Raw genomic sequence first — 19,961 nt, forward strand, 5'->3', positions numbered from 1 at the left:
ACTGCAAGGAGGAGCCCATGGAAACCGACGAGTTCGCCGCGATCCTCGACGCCGTACGCACGTTCATCCGGAGAGATGTCGTCGCTGCCGAGGACGAGATCGAGGAGACCGACCAGATCCCTGCGCGTTTGCGCGAACAGGCCAAGGAGATGGGTCTGTTCGGCTACATGCTCCCCGAGGCGTACGGCGGGTTCGAGATGAGCGAGTCGGAGGATGTCCGACTGGCGTTCGAGTTCGGCTGGACCACCCCGGCCTTCCGCTCGATGTTCGGCACCAACAACGGCATCGCGGGCCAGGTGCTGGTCAACGCGGGCACGCAGCAGCAACGCGAACGCTGGCTGCCGGGCCTGGCCAGCGGCGACCTGGTCGCGTCCTTCGCGTTGACGGAGCCGGAGGCGGGCAGCGACCCGAGCGGATTGCGTACGAAGGCGGTGCGCGACGGGGATTCGTACGTCGTCTGCGGCCAGAAGCGCTTCATCACCAACGCCGCCGACGCCGACCTGTTGATGGTCTTCGCGCGGATCGGCGACGTCAGCGACGGGGCCCGCGGGATCTCCGTCTTCGTGGTGCCGACCGACGCGCCCGGCGTCACGATCGGCGCGAAGGACCACAAGATGGGGCAGCGTGGCGCGACCTCCAACGAGGTGTTTCTCGACGACGTACGCATCCCCGCCGACCACCTCGTCGGCGAGGTCGAGGGCGAGGGCTTCGGGGTGGCGATGAAGTCGTTGGTGAAGGGCCGCATCCACATCGCCGCCGTATCGGTCGGAATGGCCAAGCGGCTGATCCACGAGTGCCTCAAGCACACGACGACCAACACCCAGGGCGGCACCAGGCTGGCCGACTTCCAACTCGTCCAAGCGATGCTCGCCGAGAGTCAGGCCGAGGCGATGGCCGGTGAGGCGATGGTGCTCGCGACGGCTCGGGCGTACGACGACGGCAGCGACCTCACGATCGCGCCCTCGGCGACCAAGCTCTTCTGCACCGAGATGGTCGGTCGGGTCGCGGATCGCGCGGTGCAGATCCACGGCGGCATGGGCTATATGCGTGACGTGCCGGTCGAACGGTTCTATCGCGACTGTCGGCTCTTCCGGCTCTATGAGGGCACCTCGGAGATCCAGAAGCTGATCATCGCGCGGGCGATGGTGCGGGAGTTCGGCTGAGTCTCGGGAAGAGAGAGGCTGCGGATTGGGCTCGCTGATCGAGCTTGAGCCGAGCCGGTTCCAAGCCGACGCGCGGCTGGTGCGGTGACGGTGGCGGGTGGGCGCCCTTCGGGGCGCTCACCTGAGCCTGGGGATCCCTGGGCGTGACGCCGGTGCCTGGCTGCGCGGCATGGGGCACAATCCGGCCATGTCGCAGACGATCCATGAGGTTCTCGGACAACTACGGGCATCGTCCTTGGACGCTCGGGATCAGGGTGACAAGTTCGAGGCGTTGGTGGCGGCGTTCTTGCGGACCGATCCGGAGTGGACGGCGAAGTTCGACGACGTGTGGACGTGGACCGAGTGGCCGGGCCGTGCGGGTCGTCACGACACGGGCGTGGATCTGGTCGCGAAGTTGCGTGACAGCGACAAGTTGGCCGCGATCCAGTGCAAGTTCTACGGCGAGGGCGCGACAGTCTCCAAGGGGGCGATCGACTCGTTCCTTTCGGCGTCGTCGAAAACTGAGTTCGCGGCGCGCTACATCTTCGACACGGCCAAGTCGTGGTCCAAGAACGCCGACGACACGCTGGACGGACAGTTGGTGCCGGTGCAGCGGGTGGATCTGCATCATCTGGATGAGGCCAACATCGACTGGTCGGCGTACTCGTGGGATACCCCCGAGGTGCTGCCGTCCACTGGCCCGAAGTCGTTGCGGCCGCATCAGACCAAGGCTTTGCAGGCCGTACGCGAGGGTCTGACGGCGGGTGATCGTGGCAAGTTGATCATGGCGTGCGGGACGGGGAAGACGTTCACGTCGTTGCGGATCGCGGAGGATCTGGTCGGCGTGGGTGGGAGCGTGCTGTTCTTGGTGCCGTCGATCCAACTGTTGTCCCAAAGCTTTGCGAGAGTGGATGGCCAACCGGGAGGTCGACATCCGGCCGTTCGCGGTGTGTTCGGACGTACGCGTGGGGCGCAAGGGCTCCGACGAGGGCGACCTCTCCACGGTGGATCTGTCCGAGCCCGCAACCACGGATGCGGCGACGTTGGCGGCGCGGATGGCGACGGGGAAGTACGCAACCCCGCGGATGACGGTGGTGTTTGCGACCTATCAGTCGATCGACGTCATTCACCAGGCCCAGGCTCTGGGCCTACCGGGTTTTGACCTGATCGTCTGCGACGAGGCACACCGTACGACCGGGGTCACTCTGGCGGGTCAGGACGAGTCGCACTTCGTGAAGGTCCACGACGGTGACTATTTCGAAGGCCGCCCGGCGGCTCTACATGACGGCGACCCCGCGGGTGTTCGGGGACGAGGTGCGCCGCAAGGCCACCGACGCCGAAGCGTTGTTGGCCGACATGGGCGACGAGTCGGTCTATGGCCCGGAGTTGCACCGGCTCGGGTTCGGGGATGCAGTCGAGGCCGACCTGCTGACCGACTACAAAGTCCTCGTCCTCGCGGTCGACGAGGCCTATGTCGCGGAGCACTTCCAGACCGCGATGGCGGACGCGGGCGAGATCAAACTCGACGACGCGGCGAAGTTGATCGGGTGTTGGAACGGGTTGCGCAAGAACTTCGGTCCCGACGACCTCGAAGGTGACGACGACCGACCGATGCGGCGTGCGGTCGCCTTCGCTCGCGACATCCGCTCGTCCAAAGCCGCGACCGAGGCGTTCCCGCGGATGGTGGATCGGGCGCGGCAGGACGAGGCCGACGAGCGTACGGATCTGCGCGTCGCCGCCGCACACGTAGACGGCACGATGGGGATCCAGGAACGCAACACCCATCTGGCGTGGCTGAAGGAGGATGCGCCCGACGGCGAATGCCGGGTGCTGACCAACGCGCGTTGTCTGTCGGAGGTGTGGACGTGCCCGCGCTGGATGCCGTCTTGTTCTTGACCCCGCGCGGCTCGCAGGTCGACGTGGTGCAGTCGGTGGGCCGGGTGATGCGCAAGGCGCCGGGCAAGAAACTGGGTTACATCATCTTGCCGATTGTGGTGCCGACTGGGGTCGCCCCGGAGGAGGCGTTGCGCGACAACGAGCGCTACAAGGTCGTGTGGCAGGTGCTCCAGGCGCTGCGCTCACACGACGAACGCTTCCACGCGATGGTCAACCAGATCGAGCTGAACAAGCGCAAGCCGTCCCGGGTGCGGATCATCGACACCACCCCGGGCCGTACGCCTCCGGAGGCGGCGGATGAGCAGTTGACGCTCGACTATGGCTTCGGCGGGTTCCGCGACGCCATGTTTGCCCGCATCGTCGCGAAGGTCGGGGAGCGGAAGTATTGGGAGACCTGGGCCAAGGACGTCGCCGACATCGCCCAGGCCCACATCACCCGCATCAACGGGCTGCTGGCCGATCCGGACTCCAACCCGGCCCGAGAGTTCGAGGAATTCCTGACCGGTCTGCGCGGCAACCTCAACGAATCGATCACTCGCGACGAAGCGATCGAGATGCTCGCCCAGCACCTCATCACCGCCCCGGTGTTCGAGGCCCTGTTCGGCCCTGCCGACGATGGACACAGCGAGGGTTATGACTTCAAGGCCCACAACCCCGTCGCGCAGACGATGGAGTTGATGCTCGCCTCGCTTGAGGAGCACAACCTCGCCGCCGAGCAGGAATCCCTCGACTCCTTCTATGCGTCCGTACGCCGCCGCGTCGCCGGGGTCGAGGACGCCGAAGGCAAGCAGCGCGTCATCGTCGAGCTCTATGACAAGTTCTTCGCCACCGCGTTCAAGAGGACGGTCGATCGGTTGGGCATCGTCTACACACCCATCGAGATCGTCGACTTCATCCTCAACTCCGCCGACCAGGTGCTGCGCGCCGAGTTCGGCCAAGGCCTGACCGACGAAGGCGTGCACATCCTCGACGGCTTCACCGGCACCGGCACATTCATGACCCGCCTGCTGACGTCGGGTCTGATCGAGCCCCACGACCTGGCGCGCAAGTACGCCCACGAGCTGCACGCCAACGAGATGCTGCTGCTCGCCTACTACATCGCCGCGGTGAACATCGAGAGCACGTACGCCGCGCTCCGGCCGGTGGTTGAGGAGGGAGCGGGCTCAAGTCCGGTGGTTGAGGAGGGAGCGGGCTCAAGTCCGGTGGTTGAGGAGGGAGCGGAGCGACCGTCTCGAAACCACTACGAACCCTTCCCAGGCCTGGTCCTCACCGACACCTTCCAGTCCTACGAAGACGGCGACCGCGACGACCTGGACATCTTCCCGGAGAACAACGAACGCATCACCCGCCAGCGGGCGCTGCCGATCACCGTGATCGTCGGAAATCCGCCGTATTCGGTCGGGCAAGACTCCGCCAACGACGACAACGCCAACGCGTCGTATCCCACCATCGACAACGCGATCCGGGAGACCTACGCCGCCCGCTCGACGGCGACCAACAAGAACTCGCTCTATGACTCCTACATCCGCGCCATCAAATGGGCATCTCTGCGGATCAAGGACCGTGGCGTCGTCGCCTTCGTCACCAACGGCGGCTGGCTGGACGCCAACACCGCCGACGGGATGCGGCTCTCACTGGCTGACGAGTTCTCGACCATCCACATCTACAACTTGCGCGGCAATCAGCGCACCGCTGGCGAGCAGTCCCGCAAGGAAGGCGGCAAGGTATTCGGTGCGGGCTCGCGCAACACCGTCGCCATCACCATCCTCGTCAAGAACCAACAATCGGTGGTTGAGGAGGGCGCGCAGCGCCCGTCTCGAAACCACGCCACGATCCACTACACCGACATCGGCGACTACCTCACCCGCGAGGAGAAGCTCGCGAAGGTCGTAGTGGCGGTTGGAGTATCGGGACTTGAACCCGTTGCTCTCACCACCAACGAACACGGCGACTGGCTCAACCAGCGGGCCGAAGACTTCGATTCGTTCATGCGCCTTGGGGACAAGCTCGAGTCGTCCGTGTTCGCGGTCTACTCGGGTGGACTCAAGACCAACCGTGACGCTTGGTGCTACAACTCTTCTCGCGAAGCCGTTGAGGCCAACATGCGCCGTTTGATCGGCGCTTACAACAACAGCGTGCTGAGCGGTGAGAGAAGTCCGGACAATCGATCCATCAGTTGGAACCGGGGGTTGATCGCTGACTTCGAGCGAGGGGCTGAACATGACTACCGACCGGAGAGCCTCCGAGAGAGTCAGTACCGGCCGTTCACCAAGCAGATCGCCTACTTCGATCGTCCTCTGAACGACATGGTCTACCGGATGCCTACCTTCTTCCCGGGCGCACCGCACCAGAATGTCGGCATCGACCTGACCGGTGCGGCGTCGCATTACGACTTCTGCCTCATTGCATCCAATCGACTACCTGACCTCCATCTCCTTGACACGGGTCAGTTCTTCCCCCGCTGGACCTGGGAGCCCGTCGACGCCGAGTCTCTCTCTCTCTCTCTCTCTCCTCTGCTGATCCCGCAGGATCTGGCGACGGCGAAATCGTCGACGGCTACCGCCGCATCGACAACATCACCGACACAGCCCTGGCCAAGTGGCGGGCGGCGTACCCTTCGACGGGCTCAGGAACCGATGGGCAGTGGAGCAAGGACGACGTCTTCTTCTATGTCTATGGCCTGCTGCACTCACCCGACTACCGCGAGCGCTATGCCGCGGACCTCAAGAAGATGCTGCCGCGCATCCCGCTTGTCGCGACTGGCGACGACGCCCGCGCCTTCGCCGAGGCAGGTCGCAGGCTCAGCGAGCTGCACATCGGCTACGAGTCTGTGGAGCCTTACCCCCTCGAAGGCCTCGACGCGCAGCCTGGTTTCGAGACGGGACTTCGTCCCTCCTCAACCAGCGAGAGGGACGAGGCGGCGTACGACTTCTATGCCGTCGGCGACAAGAAGATGCGCTTCGGGGTTTCGACAGGCTCAACCGGCGGAGGGCGCTCAGGCAGCGGAGGTCGGGAGAAGGACCGAAGCGTCATCCACTACAACTCCTCGATCACGGTGAGCGGAATCCCGGAGGCGGCCTATCGCTACCAACTCGGCTCGCGCTCGGCGGTGGAGTGGATCATCGATCGGTACTACATCAAGACCGACAAGGCGTCGGGGATCGTCAACGACCCCAACGACTGGTCGCGTGAGGTGGGCGATCCGAGATACATCCTCGACCTGCTCGCCCGCGTCGTGACGGTGTCGGTGGAGACGATGAAGATCGTGGATGCGCTGCCGGCGTTGACGATCAGGGAGGAACAGTGAGCGATCGAGTGGAGGTCCCAACATGGGACCGGACCGCAGAGGTGGAAGCCCTTCTCGCAGAGGACGAGAGCGTGCTTGGCCGACTGTGGGGTTATGAGCAGCGGGGTTTGACACCTCAGGAGATGTCCGAGGAGGAGGGCACGCTGTCGACCGGGTGGGTGTCAAACGCGCGAGCCATGGTTCGGGTGCTTCACGATGGCGAGGTCCCGAACGCGCCCACGGTGGCGCAAGCAGCGGGACGCAAGGTCCGCGCCTGGCTGAAGAACAAGGACTTGAGCCCAGAGCTTCGTGCCGCGCTGATCGAGCAAGAGGCACTCATCGACTCGCGTGCGGCCGATCGCCAGGCCCAGGCCGATGAAGTCGAAGAAGCAGTCGAGGCGTCGAAGAAGGCCGAGGCATCGGGCGTCCCGGGCATCTATGTCTACACACTTCCGCACTACCTGCGACATCCCTATGACCCCGCCAGCGGCAGAACCCTTCTCAAGGTCGGACACTCCGCAGTCGACGCCTATTACCGCGCCAACTCGCAGGGCCGCATTACCGCTCTGCCCGAGGATCCGATCCTGTTGCGGATCTATCCCGTCGATGCGTCGGCCGCAGTCGAGCGCGAGTTTCACGGCTGGCTCCGCGACGCCGACCACCCGGGCTCGCGGACCCGGCGAGGTGGGTCGGAGTGGTTCGTCACCTCCACGAAGTTCTTGGACCGCGTCGCTCGTGCCCTGCAGTTGACCGTGCACGAGGTCAACAACTTCGAGGCAGGGGACGAATAGTTCCATCCTGGCGATGGTTCAGCCGGGGTGCCTGTGGACCAGGACCTCAGTCGAATCTAAATGTCGGTGGTCCCTGGTTGACTCCTTTCATGGAGTTGATCACCGATCTGGAGGCGCTGGCTGATGGCCAGTTGTTGGACCATGCCGGTGATGTCTCGACGCTGCGACAGCGGGTCGAGGTGCAGGAGATCCGGGTCGCGGTCTCGCATGCGATCCGGCACAACAAGGACACGCTGGATCCCGAGATCAGTGCGTTGCCGGGGCGTGAGCGGGCCCGCAGGTTCGGTGGTGTGGGGACTGATGAGGTCGCGGAGTTCTGTTGCGGTGAGCTGGGTGCTCGCATGGGGATCACTTCGTACGCTGCGGCAGCTCTGATCGCCGACGGGCTGGATCTGCTGATCCGGCTGCCACGGTTGTGGGCGCGGGTGCAGACGCTGGAGGTCAAGGCCTCCTATGCCCGCTACGTCGCGAAGAAGACGCGTGACCTTGATGTCGAGCAGGCCGCGTTCGTGGACGCGCGGGTGGTGGAGTCGGCTGATGGGCGGATCCCGTGGTCGCGGTTCGAGGAGTTGGTCGCGGCGGCGATCGTGGCGGCCGATCCCGAGACCGCGGCGGCCAAGGAGGAGGCGGCGGCGCGTGAGGCGTACGCTCGGGCGACTCGTCGTGATGCGCATGGGATGCGCGGGATGTTCATCCGGGCGCAGTTCTTTGTGATCACCAAGTTGGACGCGACCTTGCAGTTGGTCGCCGATGCACTGCTGCTTCAGGGGGTCGGCGACAGCAATGATGAGCGGCGGGTGTTGGCGCTGCTGGTGTTGTGTGACCCGGCGCAGGCTCATGCGTTGCTGCGGGCGTACGCCAACGCGGCTAAGCGGCCCGAGGATGCGCCGGTCGGGGAGTCGGTCGTCCATGACCGGCCCGAGGACACGGTGTGTGCGCTGGACTGGGCTCGGCTGCTGCCGAGTGTGATGGTGACGGTGCACTGCTATCGCAATCAAGCAGAGGGTGAAGGTGTGGCCCGCGTCGAGGGCCAGGGGCCGGTCAGTTCCGATTGGGTGCGCCGATTCCTGGGCGACAAGGCGGCGTTCAAGGTGCTGCCGGTGCTCGACATCGAAGGCCAGGCGCCGGTGGATGCGTACGAGATCCCTGATCGACATAGACGGGCCGTGCATCTGATGACGCCGGCCGATGTCTTCGCGTGGGGGTCGTGCAAGACCCGTTCCCAACAGATCGATCACACCGAGGCCTACCAACCCGGCGCGCCGCCCGGAGCGGGGCAATCGAGGATCGGGAATTACGGACCGATGACCGCGACCCATCACCGCATGAAGACGCATGGTGGGTGGGATGTGAAACAGCCGTTCCCCGGCATCTATCTGTGGCGCGACAAGTACGGCGCGACCTACCTGGTCGACCACACCGGCACCCGACGGGTTGCCAAGCCGTCCGGTGCAGCGGCTCGACCGACTGCTAACCCCGCATCCCGCCTGGAGATCCAATTCGCCGAACTCCTCCTGAGCGCCTGAGAATTCTTCCCAGGTGAGCGCAGCCAGTTGGGCGGCGTGGGTGCGTTGATATGCCGCACGGCCTAGGGTCGCGGCATGGCGCACGACCACCACGACCACAAGCACGATCACGGGCAACGGCACGAACGGTTCGACGATGCGGCTCAAACCTGGGACGACGATCCCAGCCACGAGGCCCGACAGCAGGTGGTGGCGGAACTGATCGCGCACACGGTCGACCTCACGCCGGAGACGAAGGCGCTCGACATCGGCGGCGGCACCGGGCGACTCAGCATCCTGTTGGCCGACCAGGTGGGCAGCGTGCTGATCACCGATCCCTCGGCTGGCATGGTAGCGGTGGCGGTGCAACGGATCGCCGAGTCCGGTGTGGCGGACAGACTCCACGCACGCCAGGCCGACCTGACGCACGACCAACTCGACGAGACGTTCGACGTCGCGTGGAGCTCGCTGGCCTTCCACCACGTCCTCGACCTCGACGCGTTGCTTGCGAACGTCGCGGGTTCGCTGGTCAGTGGTGGCAGGCTCGCCATCGCCGACCTCGAGCGCGATCCGGACGGGGCCTTCCACGCTGACAAGGTCGACTTCGACGGACACCACGGCTTCGACCGGGCGGCACTGGCCGAGCAACTGCAGAGCGCAGGGTTCGAAGACGTACGGTTCGCCGACGCCACCTCGATCGAGAAGCAAGGCCGCGACTTCGGCGTCTTCTTGTGTACGGCGGTCAAGCGCGCCTAGACGGCGCGATCAACAACGCCTTGCCGGAGACCCCCGTCTGATCACAAGTCGCGGTGCATGTCGTCAGCATGCGCGGTGTCGGGACTGCGACGCAGATTGATGATCGCGGCGACCAGGCCGCCCCAGATCACCAGCATCGCCAACAACATCATGAAGATCGCGCTGGCACTCATCGCGCGGACTCCTCTCGCTCGTCGCGTCGATCCGTCGGTGCGGGATGGTCAAGGTCAGGGTCGGCCAGCGAGGTGGTCTCGCGCCACGGCGTGGGCGCGAGCAGGTAGCCCACCAGCGCGACCAACGCGGCCATGCCCCACCCGAAGGTGGCCAGCATCCAGGAGGGGTAGCCCTCGTACGGCGCCTTCACGTCGGTCCAGAAGGCCTGCCCGAGGACATACATCAGCGCGACCGGTGTGAGGAAACCAATCAGCACCTTCCACCAGGTGCCGATCGGGATCGACGAGTTGCGGTTGAGGTGATCGCTCAGCAGCGGCAGCGCGCGGATCGCCCAGGCCACGACGATCATCGAGACGACCGCGACCAGGAGGATGCCGAACTGGTTGATGAAGTGGTCGACGATGTCGAGGACGTAGATGCCACTGGTGCTGGAGAAGAAGACCAGACTCAAGATGGCGCACGGGACGGTGACCACGAGGGTCGCGGCCACGCGGGACAGTTCGAGCTTGTCGCGCACCGCCGAGATCACGACTTCGAGGACCGAGATCAGTGACGTGAAGCCCGCCATCACGAGCGAGGCGAAGAAGAGTACGCCGATCAGCGCGCCCAACGGCGCCTCGCTGATGATCGCTGGGAAGGCCACGAAGGCCAGGCCGATGCCGCCCGTGGCGACCTCGCTGACCTCGACGCCTTGGGCCTGCGCCATGAAGCCGAGGGCCGCGAAGACGCCGATACCGGCAAGCAGTTCGAAGCCGGAGTTCGAGAAGCCGACGACCGCTGCCGAGCCGGGCATGTCGGTCTTCTTTCCGACATAGGAGGCGTACGTGATCATGATGCCGAAGCCGATCGAGAGCGAGAAGAAGATCTGGCCGAACGCCGCGCCCCACACACCGGGATCACCCAGTGACCCCCAGTTGGGGGTGAAGAAGGCATTCAGGCCGTCGATCGCGCCGGGCAGGAAGAGCGAATAGACCACCAGGAAGCCGAAGGCGACCACGAGCACCGGGATGAAGATGACCGACGTCGCGCCGACGCCCTTCTGTACGCCCAGCGCCATCACGACCACGAGTGCGGCCCAGACCAGGATCAGCGGGATCAGCACTCCCCAGACGACCTCCATCTGCAGCCCGGGGTCCCCGGCCTTGAGGTATTCGCCGAAGAAGAACCCGTCGGGCTTGTCGCCCCACTTCTTGCTGACCGAGAAGATCGTGTAGCTCACTGCCCACGCAATGACGGCGGCGTAATAGACCGCGATCATGAAACAGATCGCGACCTGCCACCAGCCGAGCGTCTCCGTCGCGCGGTTGAGCCGTGCGAAGGACAGCGGTGCCGATCCGCGAAAGCGGTGCCCGATGGCGTAGTCGAGCAGCAGGAACGGGATGCCTGCGGTCAGCAGTGCGACGAGATAGGGCAGCATGAACGCGCCGCCGCCGTGCTCGTACGCGACGTAGGGGAAACGCCAGATGTTGCCCAGCCCGACGGCAGAGCCGATCGCAGCCAGGATGAAGACTCGGCGCGAGGTGAACGCCCCGCGATTGTCGGCTTCCACGGAACTCATCGGCACTCCCTCGCCCGGACGATAAAGAGTCCATACTGCCCTACTTTGTCGTGACGCGGGTCACCGGACGCGGGTGAACCACTCCGTGCCGAGCACGAGCGTGGAGAAGGGGCGTGGCAGACGAGCCAGGAGCCCCACCGTCCGGACCGATGCGCCGGTCGCCTGTGACGCATGCGCTCTCAGCGCGCGCTGCTTGTGTCGGACCTGCCTGCGCACGTCGATGCGATGAGTGATCCGGCTGTGCTCGGTGAAGGCGGAGGCGAAGCCATCCGCGGGGACGAGTCGGCGTACTCCTGGGACGAAGCCGAGGATCTTCGCCAGCCGCAGCAGCAGCCGTCGATCGATCGTCGCTTCGAAGACGGCGGGTGTGCCGGCGAGATCTGCGGCGAGAGCGCCGGTGCGGTGGACCTGAAGGTGGTCGGGATGCCCGTAGCCTCCGTGGCTGTCGTACGTCAGCAGGATGTCAGCCTGCTCCTCGCGCAGTACGTCCGCCAGGCGTGCGCTGATCTCAGTAGGCGAGGCGTCGCAGAATCGTGCAGCCCTCGCCTGAAGATCGGGAGACGCATCACCTCGCAGACCCGAGTCCGCGTACCCCAGACGCACCACTCGTGCGACGCCCAACGCCCTGGCCGCGCGCTCGAGTTCGCCGCGGCGGGTCTCTCCGAGGGCACCGGGCTCGGCCGACAATCCCGCTTCGCCATCCGTGGCGACCACCAGCACGACACGCAGTCCGTCGGCCGACGCCTTGGCCAGGGTGCCACCTGTCAGCAGGGATTCGTCGTCTGGATGGACGTCGCCCGTCGTTCTATCGCCCGCCCTATGGAATCACCACGGTCGCGGCTCGACGAGCCGCTCGCGACGTCGGCCTTCGTACGATGTTGTGGTCTGCCTGGGGACGCGACTGGTCGCGTTTCGCGACCCCCGGCACCATCGACGCCATGGTGCGGCGCACCCTTCGCCCCGGTGGGACGGTGCTGCTGCACGACGCCGACACCTACAGCGCACCCGGTTCCTGGCGGCGCACCTACGCCGCCACCGAGCGTCTGCTGGAGCGTTGGGGCCAGGCCGGCGTCGAGGTCGGCACCGTCACCGCACACGAGAGCACTCGAGCCAGGATCGCCTGATGGCCGGCTCGACCACCCCCGACGCGGGCCGCGCCTGGTGGTGGCGAATGTGGGCGCTCGTGGGCGTCTTCTGGGCGGTGGCATTGCTCAGGTCCCGTCACGTCGGCATCCCCGTCCGCGACCCACACGGTGCCTATCTGTGGGGCCGATTGGGGCTGGACATAGCAGTCGTGGTCGCTTTCGCCGTGGTGGTGGCGGCGGTGTCGGCCCGGCGTACGGGATCACCGTGGAGGCAGACCCTGCGAGCACGGTGGACTCGTGAGCGGATCGCGTACGCGGCCAGTGCGCTGCTGGCCTATCAACTGACCTACCTGGCCTATCACAACCTCAAGAGCTGGGACGTGCTCAACGCCCCTCGTGATGAACTGCTGCTGCGCTGGGATCGCTGGTTGTTCTTCGGCCACAGCCCCTACCTGCTGCTGCACGACCTGCTCGGCGTGCATACCTCGATGTTCGTGCTGACCTTCCTCTACGAGGCGTTCAGCACCCTGCTGATCGTCGGCGTGTGCGCCGCCGTCGCGGTATCGCCCGACATCCGCCGCGGGCATGTATTCGTCGTGTCCGGCATCAACGTGTGGATCCTCGGGGTGGCTTGCTATTACCTGATTCCGTCGCTGGGTCCGTTCTGGTCCGCGCCGGAGGAGTTCCGCGGAATGGCGCCCACGGTGGTGCAACGCACCCAGGTGCTGTATCTGGAGCAGCGGGCCCAGTGGCTGGGGGTCTGGTTGGTGGATCCGCGCGGCGATTTCGACGGGCCGCGGTGGCTATCGCCCGGCCGGTGGCGGGGCTGGCAGCAGAACCCGCAGAGCGCCGGCGCGTACGTCCACCCGAGCCGGCTGCCGGCCAGCATCCGGCAGTCGCCCCAACGGCTCCCCGTCGCCGCCGATGTCGAGGGCGGGGCGGCCCGTGAACTCGACTGAGGTCCCGCGCAGGACGTGCACCTCCGGCAGCCGCACGTGGGATCCGTCGTACACCTTGGGGAGCGACCGGATCAGTGCGCGCCGCGACGCCGCCTCGATCACGACCACGTCGAGCAGGCCGTCGCTTACCGAGGCACTGGGCGCGATCCTCATGCCGGAGCCGTAGTAGGCGGAGTTGGCGACGACCACGTTGGCCGCGGTGTAGTCGTACCGCTCGCCGTCGATGACGAGCCGCAGGTCGAGGGGGCGGTAGGTGGCCAGGGCGTGGACTGCTGCGTACGGGTACTGGGCGCGCCGAGGCAGGCGTCGTACCTTGTCGACGATGCGTCCCGCGACGGCGTCGACGCCGCAATAAACCGAGCCGGCTACGACGTGCTCACGCCCGTCGAGGTGCAGGCCCAGGAGGTCGATCGGCGCCGACGGTGCCTGCAGCAACACGTCGGCGACCGCGGCCGGTGAGGTGGGCAGGCCGAGCATCCGCGCGAAGTCGTTGCCACGTCCGGCGGGGACGATGCCGAGGGTGCCGTCGAGGGCGGCTACTCGCCCGGCGATCGACGACAGCATGCCGTCCCCGCCGACTGCGACCACGACATCGCCTCGGTCGACCGCATCCTCGACGAGACCGCGAGACTCGCGCGGACCGGGGGAGTACGTCACGTCGACCCGCGCGCCGGCCTCGCGCAGGATGCGGGCGACCGGCACGACCGCGCCCGGTGCGGCGCCGCCACCCGAGAGCGGGTTGACCAGGAACGCGTACGACCTCACGGTGCGCGCGCCGCGCTCGTCTCCGTCGCTCACGGGATCAACACACCGGGATTGAGTACGCCCGCCGGGTCGACCGCCGCCTTCAATGCGCGCAGCATCGCCACCCCGACGGGTCCGATCTCCTGCGCCAGCCAGGGACGGTGATCTGTGCCCACGGCGTGGTGGTGGGTGATCGTGGCGCCGTGCTCCATCAGCACGTCGTTGACCTTCGCTTTGGCCTGCTCCCACTGCGTCAGTGGGTCGTCACCTTGGCGAGCCGCGATCGTGAAGTAGAGCGAGCACCCGGTCTCGTACACGTGCGAGATGTGGCACAGCACGAGTGTGCCCTCGCCCAAGGAGGTCTCCAGGCAGGCACGGACCGCCAGATAGACCTCGTCGCGACGCGACCAGAACGTGGCGGTCTCTAAGGTCTCCACGAGCACCCCGACGTCGAGCAGCGAGTCGCGCAGGTAGGGCGCATGGAAGCGGCCGTGCTTCCAGCCCGCGGCGCGTTCGGGTCCGAGGCAGGTGCCACCGGCGTCCGTCAGCAGGGCAGCCAACGCGTCCTGCGTGATCGTGCCTTCGTGTCCCACGATCATCAGACAGCCGGTCACACTCTCGCCGCCGATGTCGCTCTGGCTGGCCAGGTTGACCATCGTCTCGGGCTCGTCGGAGAGCCGGAAGACGGTCGGCAGCAGACCAGCCTGCGCCGCCCGGCGCATCGCGTCGGATCCCTCGGAGAAGCTCGGGAAGGTCCAGGCGTCGTACGACTCCTCGGTCGCGAGCGACCGAATCCGTACCGTCACCTCGGTAATGACGCCGAGCGTGCCCTCGGAGCCGAGCACGACCTCGCGCAGATCCGGACCGGCGGCGTTCGCCGGCGACGTCCCGAGTGCCAGATCGCCGATCGGGGTCGCGACCCGCAGGCCCACCACCATGTCGTCGAAACGTCCGAATCCCGCCGAAGCCTGCCCGCTCGATCGGGTCGCGGCGAAGCCGCCGATCGAGGCATGTTCGAACGACTGCGGGAAGTGCCCCAGGGTGAATCCGTGCTGCGCCAACGCGACTTCCGCATCCGGCGCGCGCATGCCGGGCTGGAGTGTCGCGGTCATCGAGATCGAGTCGACGTCCAGGAGTCGGTCGAGCCTCATCAGGTCGAGGGAGACGAGTCCGGCGAAGCCGTCCCGACGCGCGGCCAGGCCGCCAGTGACGCAGGTGCCGCCACCGAACGGCACCACCGCGACGTGGTGCGCCACGGCCCAGGCGAGCACCGTGGTCACCTGAGCGTGGGAGGCGGGGCGCAGCACCGCGTCCGGTGCATCGCACAGATCGCCCGCGCGCGCACGCAGCAGGTCGGGGGTGGACTTCCCGCGAGTACGCAGGCGTCGGGTCTCGTCGTCGGTCATGACCTCGATGCCTGCCGCGCGCAACTCGTCTAGTGGCAGCTCGTGAGCGACAGGCAGGGTGGCAGCCGACGAGGCCGGGGTGTCGCGTACGCCCACGAAGGCGTCCACGAGTGCGCGGGTGGCCTCGGGCAGAGCCTCGGCCTTGGCGGGATCGCCCCAGCGTTGCGGGTGCATCTCAATCGTCATGGGATACAGTGTGACACATGGCGTCACTTCGTAACATCGAGTCGGCCGAGCGCACCACGGCCGACCGACTTCTCGACGCGGCCCGGGAGTCGATCCTCACGGTCGGCTGGAAGCGCGCGACCGTCACCGACGTGGCCCGTCGCGCAGGGGTCTCCCGGATGACCGTCTATCGGACCTATCCCGACATGCCCAGCCTCTTCGGTGACCTGATGACCCGCGAATGGGCCCAGGTCGGACAGCGGGTGATCGGAGTCGAGGACGAGTCGTTGCCCTGGCCCGAACGGATCGCGGTCGGAGTCGTCGATGCGGTGCGGATCTTTCGCGAGGACGGGCTCTTCACGCGCATCCTCGACGTCGATCCTGAACTGGTGCTGCCCTATCTACTCGATCGCCGGGGTCGCTCCCAAGACCTCCTGCTGGAGTTCCTGACCGCGCGGATCAAGCAGGGCCAGGCCGCCCAGGGAGTGCGCAGCGGCAAGCCGGTCGTACTCGCGCGGGCGCTGATCCTCGCGGTGCACGGGTTCGTGCTGTCCGCGCACACCATGGTCGACGACGACGTCTCCCAAGCGCGCCTCGATCGCGAACTGCGCGAGTTCGTCAGCAGGTATCTCGCGCCATGACCATCCGAGCGGGATTGCACGAGATTCCCACGCACGTCGATGTCGTGGTGGTCGGTCTCGGCATCACGGGCGCCGGTGTGGCCCTCGATGCGGCCGCACGCGGACTCAGCGTGCTGGCCGTCGACGCGCACGATCTGGCGTACGGCACCTCGCGCTGGTCGAGCAAACTCGTCCACGGGGGGCTGCGCTATCTCGCGTCCGGGCAGGTCGCGATCGCCAGGGAGAGTGCGATCGAACGCGGCATCCTGATGGAGACCACCGCACCTCATCTGACGCGGGCGATGCCGTGGCTGCTGCCCCTGATGTCGAGTGTCACGCCTGCCCAGGCGGCGCTGGCCCAGGTCGGCTTCCGAGCAGGCGATGCGTTGCGGATATCCGCCGGCACGCATCGCGACACCTTGCCCGCTCCGCGCAAGATCGGGCGTACCGAAGCCCTCGCCTTGGCGCCCGCGCTGCGATCCGCGGGCCTGCGCGGCGGTCTGATCACCTGGGACGGCCAACTCGAGGACGACGCGCGACTGGTCACCTGTGTCGCGCGGACCGCCGTGGCGCACGGCGCGTTCGTACGCACGCGGGCGCGGGTCCTGTCCGCGACGGCGACGGCCGCCAGAATGCGCGATGAACTCACCGGCGAGTCGGTCGAGGTAGCCGCGCGGGCGGTGATCAACGCGACCGGGGTCTGGGCCGGAGACCTGGTCGACGAGGTCAAACTGCGCCCGAGTCGCGGCACCCATGTCGTGCTACGCACCGAGGCGATCCCTGGGCTGAGGTCGGTACTCACCGTGCCGTTGCCGGGCAGCACGAGTCGCTATGTCTTCGCGATGCCACAGCCCGAGGGCCTGATCTATCTGGGCCTCACCGACGAACCCGTCGACGGACCCGTGCCCGACGTGCCCGAACCCACCGAGAGCGAGATCGGCTTCCTGCTCGATGTGGTGGGAGCCGCCCTGGAGCGGCCGTTGCGTCGCAGTGATGTCGTGGGTGCGTACGCCGGGCTCCGGCCGCTGCTCGAAGCGGACGGTTCGACCGCGGACCTCTCGCGCGAGCACGCGGTGCTCACCTCGGCGTCAGGTGTGATCACGGTGGTCGGCGGCAAGCTCACCACCTATCGCAAGATGGCCGAGGACGCGCTCGACGCCACCGAGTTGACCCGCGAGCCCTGCCGGACTCGGGAGCTCCCCCTGTTGGGAGCCGCCTCGCGTGCGGAGCTGGCCGCGCTGGAGGAGCCTGCTCGGCTGGTCCGGCGCTTCGGGACCGAGGCCCGGACGGTGCTCGACAACGCGGTGAGCAGGACTGGACTCTCGGAGGCTGAACTGGCCGCGTCGGGACCCGGTGGTGTCACCCTCGCCGAGCTGATCTTCGGGCTGACTCATGAGGGCGCCCACGACGTCGACGACCTCCTCGACCGGCGTACGAGGGTCGGTCTGGTGCCTGCCGATCGTGCGGCTGCTCTGCCGCTGGCACGCCGTGCGCTGGACCTCGTACGCCGAAATGTGGTGGTCGCCCCTTAACGGAGGCAGACACCGGTGAGCGGCTTGTGCCACATTCGCTGGACGCGACCCTGCGCCGCGTCGATCATATTCACGACCAGCGAAGGGGAGCTCCCGATGGAACGGCTCAGCGGGGCGGACGCCACGTTCATCTACACACAGACTCGGCGTACGCCTGCGGAGATCGGCACCTGCCTGATCCTCGACACCAGCGACGACCCGGACGGCCTCGAGCGGCTGGCCACCTTGCGTGCCCGGATGCTCGCCAAGATGCATCAGGTGCCGAGGATGCGGATGCGCTATCAGCGGGTGCCGTTCGACGTGCATCACCCGGCCTGGGTGGACGACGACCGTTTCGACATCGACTATCACGTGCGCCAGGCGCAACTGCCCGGCCCGGGGACCCGCGAGCAGTTGCTCGAACTGCTCGACCGGCTGCTGTCGTCACCTCTCGACAACTCGCGCCCGCTGTGGGAGATGTACCTGATCAGCGGGCTGGAGCACGGTCGCAGCGTGCTGTTCATCAAGACCCACCACGCCTCGGTCGACGGCATGTCCGGGTTCCAATTGCTGACCACACTGGTCGACTTGGCCCCGGAGCCCGAAGACATCGGCGCACCTGAGCCGTGGACCCCGGCGCGCCGACCCGGCTCGATCGGCATGCTCTGGAATGCCGGCATCGACCACCTCAAGGATCCGCTCGCGGTGCCGCGCGGCGTTGCCCGGCTCACGACCGACCTCGCGTCCACGTTGTTCAGCACCCGCTCTGCCAGCGAGGTGCTCGGGGCCTCCATGGCGCCGCAGAGCCCCTTCAACCGCAAGCTCTCGTCACGTCGCTTCGTACGTTTCTTCGAACTCGACCTCGCGGGCGTACTCGCCGTCAAGAACGCCGCCGGAGTGAAGGTCAACGACGTGGCGATCGGCCTGATCGGCGGTGGACTGCGTCGCCACCTGGAGCGCATCGGCCACCCGACCGATCCGTCGCTGGTGACCTATCTGCCGGTGACGCTGGGCACCGGAGCAGAGACTGCCGGGAACAAGACGACCGTCGTGTCGGCGCGCGTCGGCACCGACGAGCCGGACGCCGCCGCTCGGATCGCGTCCGTCGCGGCGCAGACCAAGGAGGCCAAGGAGCGTGCGGCTGTCAACAATCCGCCGCTGATCCTCGACGTGGCGTCCGTCGCCGGTCCGGCATTCGGGGCGGCCTTGGAGCGTCTGGCCGTGGCGACTCGGGTGACGGAGATATTCCGGCTCGCCGGCAACCTGGCGATCTCGAACGTCGCCAGCATCGCGTTCCCGCTTTTCTCCCTCGGTGCGCCCGTCGAGGAGATTTATCCCATCGGACCGATCTCGGATGGGATGGGGCTCAACTTCACCCTGCTCACCTATCGGGACAAGGTCAGGTTCTCGATGGTGACCGATCCCACCGTGATCGCCGACCCCGACTCCGTGATCGAGGACTGCCTGACGGAGTGGGAGTCGATGCGCGCGAAGGTGCTCGGCTGATCAGGAGGGCCACACCGCGCGTACGCGGGTCGCGAAGAGCCGACCCTGACGCAGCCCGGCTCGTGCTGCTGCGGACTGGCGCGCGGGATTGAGGACGTTGCGCCCGATCGCGTCGCGCGCCTCCTTGTCGGGCCAGATCACCGCTCGTCGCGAGACACCGGCGCGGTCAAGTTGGGCCTTGATGTTGTGGTGGCGCCGGATGTTCATCGGGATCGGCGCGATGACGACGGCCACATCCGGCTGCTGCACCTTGTCGGCATTCGTGGTCGAGCGGACTCCGCCGTCGAAGTAGGGGTGGCCCTGGATCATCACCGCGGGCCACACGAAGGGGACCGCACAACTGGCGGCGATCGCCTCGATGACGTCGACGCCACTCTCCCGATCGAAGATCTTCAAGGCGCCGGTCATGGCACTCATGGCGGTGACCCGCAGGTTGGCATCGCTGGGCCAGTCCTCGATCTCGACCCGCTCGCGGATCACCGCGACCCGGTCCTCGCTGCCGATCGGCACCGCCTGCATCGCCGCACGTCCTACGCGGGCGCGCCGAGCCACGATCGACCCGCCGGGCAGGCCGACCGTAGGCAATGCGCGCGCCATCTTGGAAAGGGAGAAGCGTCCCCCGACCGCAGCATCGGGCGGTTCGAGCTGAGCGTCGTAGAGGTCGTCGATCGGGTGGCTGGAGATCAGCCCTCCCACCACCGACCCGGCGGACGTCCCGAGGATCTCGTCCGCCCCGCCCAACTTGAGCCCGGCCTCGTGGAAGGCCTTCAACATCCCGATCTCCCAGGCGATGCCGGTGATGCCACCGCCGCCGAGTACCAGCGCCGTACGTGTCATGTCTTCAAATGTAGACCCGG

16 protein-coding genes and 3 pseudogenes are annotated in these 19,961 nt (G+C 66.9%); 13 read left to right on the top strand and 6 right to left on the bottom strand.

Annotation, left to right across the window (positions count from 1 at the left end; genetic code table 11):
• The first annotated feature begins 17 nt into the window (after positions 1 to 17).
• The 8 genes and pseudogenes from V9G04_00875 (at position 18) to V9G04_00910 (ending at position 9,376) form a co-directional block, all read left to right on the top strand.
• Entirely contained in the window at positions 18 to 1,163 is a 1,146-nt protein-coding gene (locus V9G04_00875; protein MEI2711868.1) for an acyl-CoA dehydrogenase family protein, read from the top strand.
• A gap of 187 nt (positions 1,164 to 1,350) precedes the next feature.
• A complete protein-coding gene (locus V9G04_00880; protein ID MEI2711869.1) occupies positions 1,351 to 2,304 on the top strand; it encodes a DEAD/DEAH box helicase family protein in 954 nt (317 codons plus the stop codon).
• Between the two features lie 86 nt (positions 2,305 to 2,390).
• Positions 2,391 to 3,038: a hypothetical protein gene (locus V9G04_00885; GenBank protein MEI2711870.1), complete on the top strand. Its 648-nt coding sequence runs from the start codon at positions 2,391 to 2,393 to the stop codon at positions 3,036 to 3,038.
• Between the two features lie 1,988 nt (positions 3,039 to 5,026).
• Positions 5,027 to 5,467: pseudogene (locus V9G04_00890) on the top strand (type ISP restriction/modification enzyme).
• Positions 5,468 to 5,628: 161 nt separating this feature from the next.
• Entirely contained in the window at positions 5,629 to 6,345 is a 717-nt protein-coding gene (locus V9G04_00895; GenBank protein MEI2711871.1) for a type ISP restriction/modification enzyme, read from the top strand.
• Between the two features lie 176 nt (positions 6,346 to 6,521).
• Positions 6,522 to 7,115, top strand: a complete 594-nt coding sequence (locus tag V9G04_00900) for a hypothetical protein (protein MEI2711872.1) — start codon at positions 6,522 to 6,524, stop codon at positions 7,113 to 7,115.
• A gap of 89 nt (positions 7,116 to 7,204) precedes the next feature.
• Positions 7,205 to 8,641 carry a hypothetical protein gene (locus tag V9G04_00905; GenBank protein ID MEI2711873.1) on the top strand — a complete coding sequence of 479 codons (1,437 nt, stop codon included), beginning with the start codon at positions 7,205 to 7,207 and terminating at the stop codon, positions 8,639 to 8,641.
• Between the two features lie 75 nt (positions 8,642 to 8,716).
• Entirely contained in the window at positions 8,717 to 9,376 is a 660-nt protein-coding gene (locus tag V9G04_00910; protein ID MEI2711874.1) for a class I SAM-dependent methyltransferase, read from the top strand.
• A 41-nt stretch (positions 9,377 to 9,417) separates the two neighbouring features.
• On the opposite strand, the gene V9G04_00915 is transcribed toward V9G04_00910, so the two are convergent.
• The 3 genes and pseudogenes from V9G04_00915 to V9G04_00925 all read right to left on the bottom strand — a co-directional run bounded on the left by V9G04_00915 (position 9,418) and on the right by V9G04_00925 (position 11,885).
• A complete protein-coding gene (locus V9G04_00915) occupies positions 9,418 to 9,549 on the bottom strand; it encodes a methionine/alanine import family NSS transporter small subunit (GenBank protein ID MEI2711875.1) in 132 nt (43 codons plus the stop codon).
• Positions 9,546 to 11,108 (bottom strand): sodium-dependent transporter, encoded by a 1,563-nt coding sequence (locus V9G04_00920; GenBank protein ID MEI2711876.1) that lies wholly within the window; start codon positions 11,106 to 11,108, stop codon positions 9,546 to 9,548. The genes V9G04_00915 and V9G04_00920 overlap by 4 nt, the downstream gene beginning before the upstream one ends.
• Positions 11,109 to 11,168: 60 nt before the next feature.
• Positions 11,169 to 11,885 (bottom strand): annotated as a pseudogene (locus V9G04_00925) (PIG-L family deacetylase).
• Between the two features lie 98 nt (positions 11,886 to 11,983).
• On the opposite strand from V9G04_00925, the gene V9G04_00930 reads away from it, so the two are divergent.
• The gene (locus V9G04_00930) at positions 11,984 to 12,232 is read left to right on the top strand and encodes a hypothetical protein (GenBank protein MEI2711877.1); all 249 of its coding nucleotides are present in this window, start codon (positions 11,984 to 11,986) and stop codon (positions 12,230 to 12,232) included.
• Positions 12,233 to 12,279: 47 nt separating this feature from the next.
• Positions 12,280 to 12,873: pseudogene (locus tag V9G04_00935) on the top strand (phosphatase PAP2 family protein).
• Between the two features lie 123 nt (positions 12,874 to 12,996).
• Here V9G04_00935 and V9G04_00940 read toward each other — a convergent pair.
• A complete protein-coding gene (locus V9G04_00940; GenBank protein ID MEI2711878.1) occupies positions 12,997 to 13,950 on the bottom strand; it encodes a diacylglycerol kinase family protein in 954 nt (317 codons plus the stop codon).
• On the bottom strand, positions 13,947 to 15,488 hold the full coding sequence (locus tag V9G04_00945; GenBank protein ID MEI2711879.1) for an FAD-binding oxidoreductase: 1,542 nt from the start codon (positions 15,486 to 15,488) through the stop codon (positions 13,947 to 13,949). The genes V9G04_00940 and V9G04_00945 overlap by 4 nt, the downstream gene beginning before the upstream one ends.
• Before the next feature lie 17 nt (positions 15,489 to 15,505).
• Between V9G04_00945 and V9G04_00950 the strand changes: the two genes are divergently transcribed.
• The 3 genes from V9G04_00950 (at position 15,506) to V9G04_00960 (ending at position 19,104) form a co-directional block, all read left to right on the top strand.
• Positions 15,506 to 16,108, top strand: a complete 603-nt coding sequence (locus V9G04_00950; protein ID MEI2711880.1) for a TetR/AcrR family transcriptional regulator — start codon at positions 15,506 to 15,508, stop codon at positions 16,106 to 16,108.
• Positions 16,105 to 17,619 carry a glycerol-3-phosphate dehydrogenase/oxidase gene (locus tag V9G04_00955; GenBank protein MEI2711881.1) on the top strand — a complete coding sequence of 505 codons (1,515 nt, stop codon included), beginning with the start codon at positions 16,105 to 16,107 and terminating at the stop codon, positions 17,617 to 17,619. Before V9G04_00950 ends, V9G04_00955 begins: the two co-directional genes overlap by 4 nt.
• A 96-nt stretch (positions 17,620 to 17,715) precedes the next feature.
• A complete protein-coding gene (locus V9G04_00960; protein MEI2711882.1) occupies positions 17,716 to 19,104 on the top strand; it encodes a wax ester/triacylglycerol synthase family O-acyltransferase in 1,389 nt (462 codons plus the stop codon).
• Here the strand turns inward: V9G04_00960 and V9G04_00965 are convergent, their stop codons facing one another.
• Complete coding sequence (locus V9G04_00965; GenBank protein ID MEI2711883.1) at positions 19,105 to 19,941, bottom strand: patatin-like phospholipase family protein; 837 nt, start codon at positions 19,939 to 19,941, stop codon at positions 19,105 to 19,107. It abuts the gene before it with no gap.
• Between the last annotated feature and the right edge of the window lie 20 nt (positions 19,942 to 19,961).

The organism is Nocardioides sp. (assembly GCA_037045645.1).
Taxonomy (GTDB): Bacteria; Actinomycetota; Actinomycetes; order Propionibacteriales; family Nocardioidaceae; genus Nocardioides.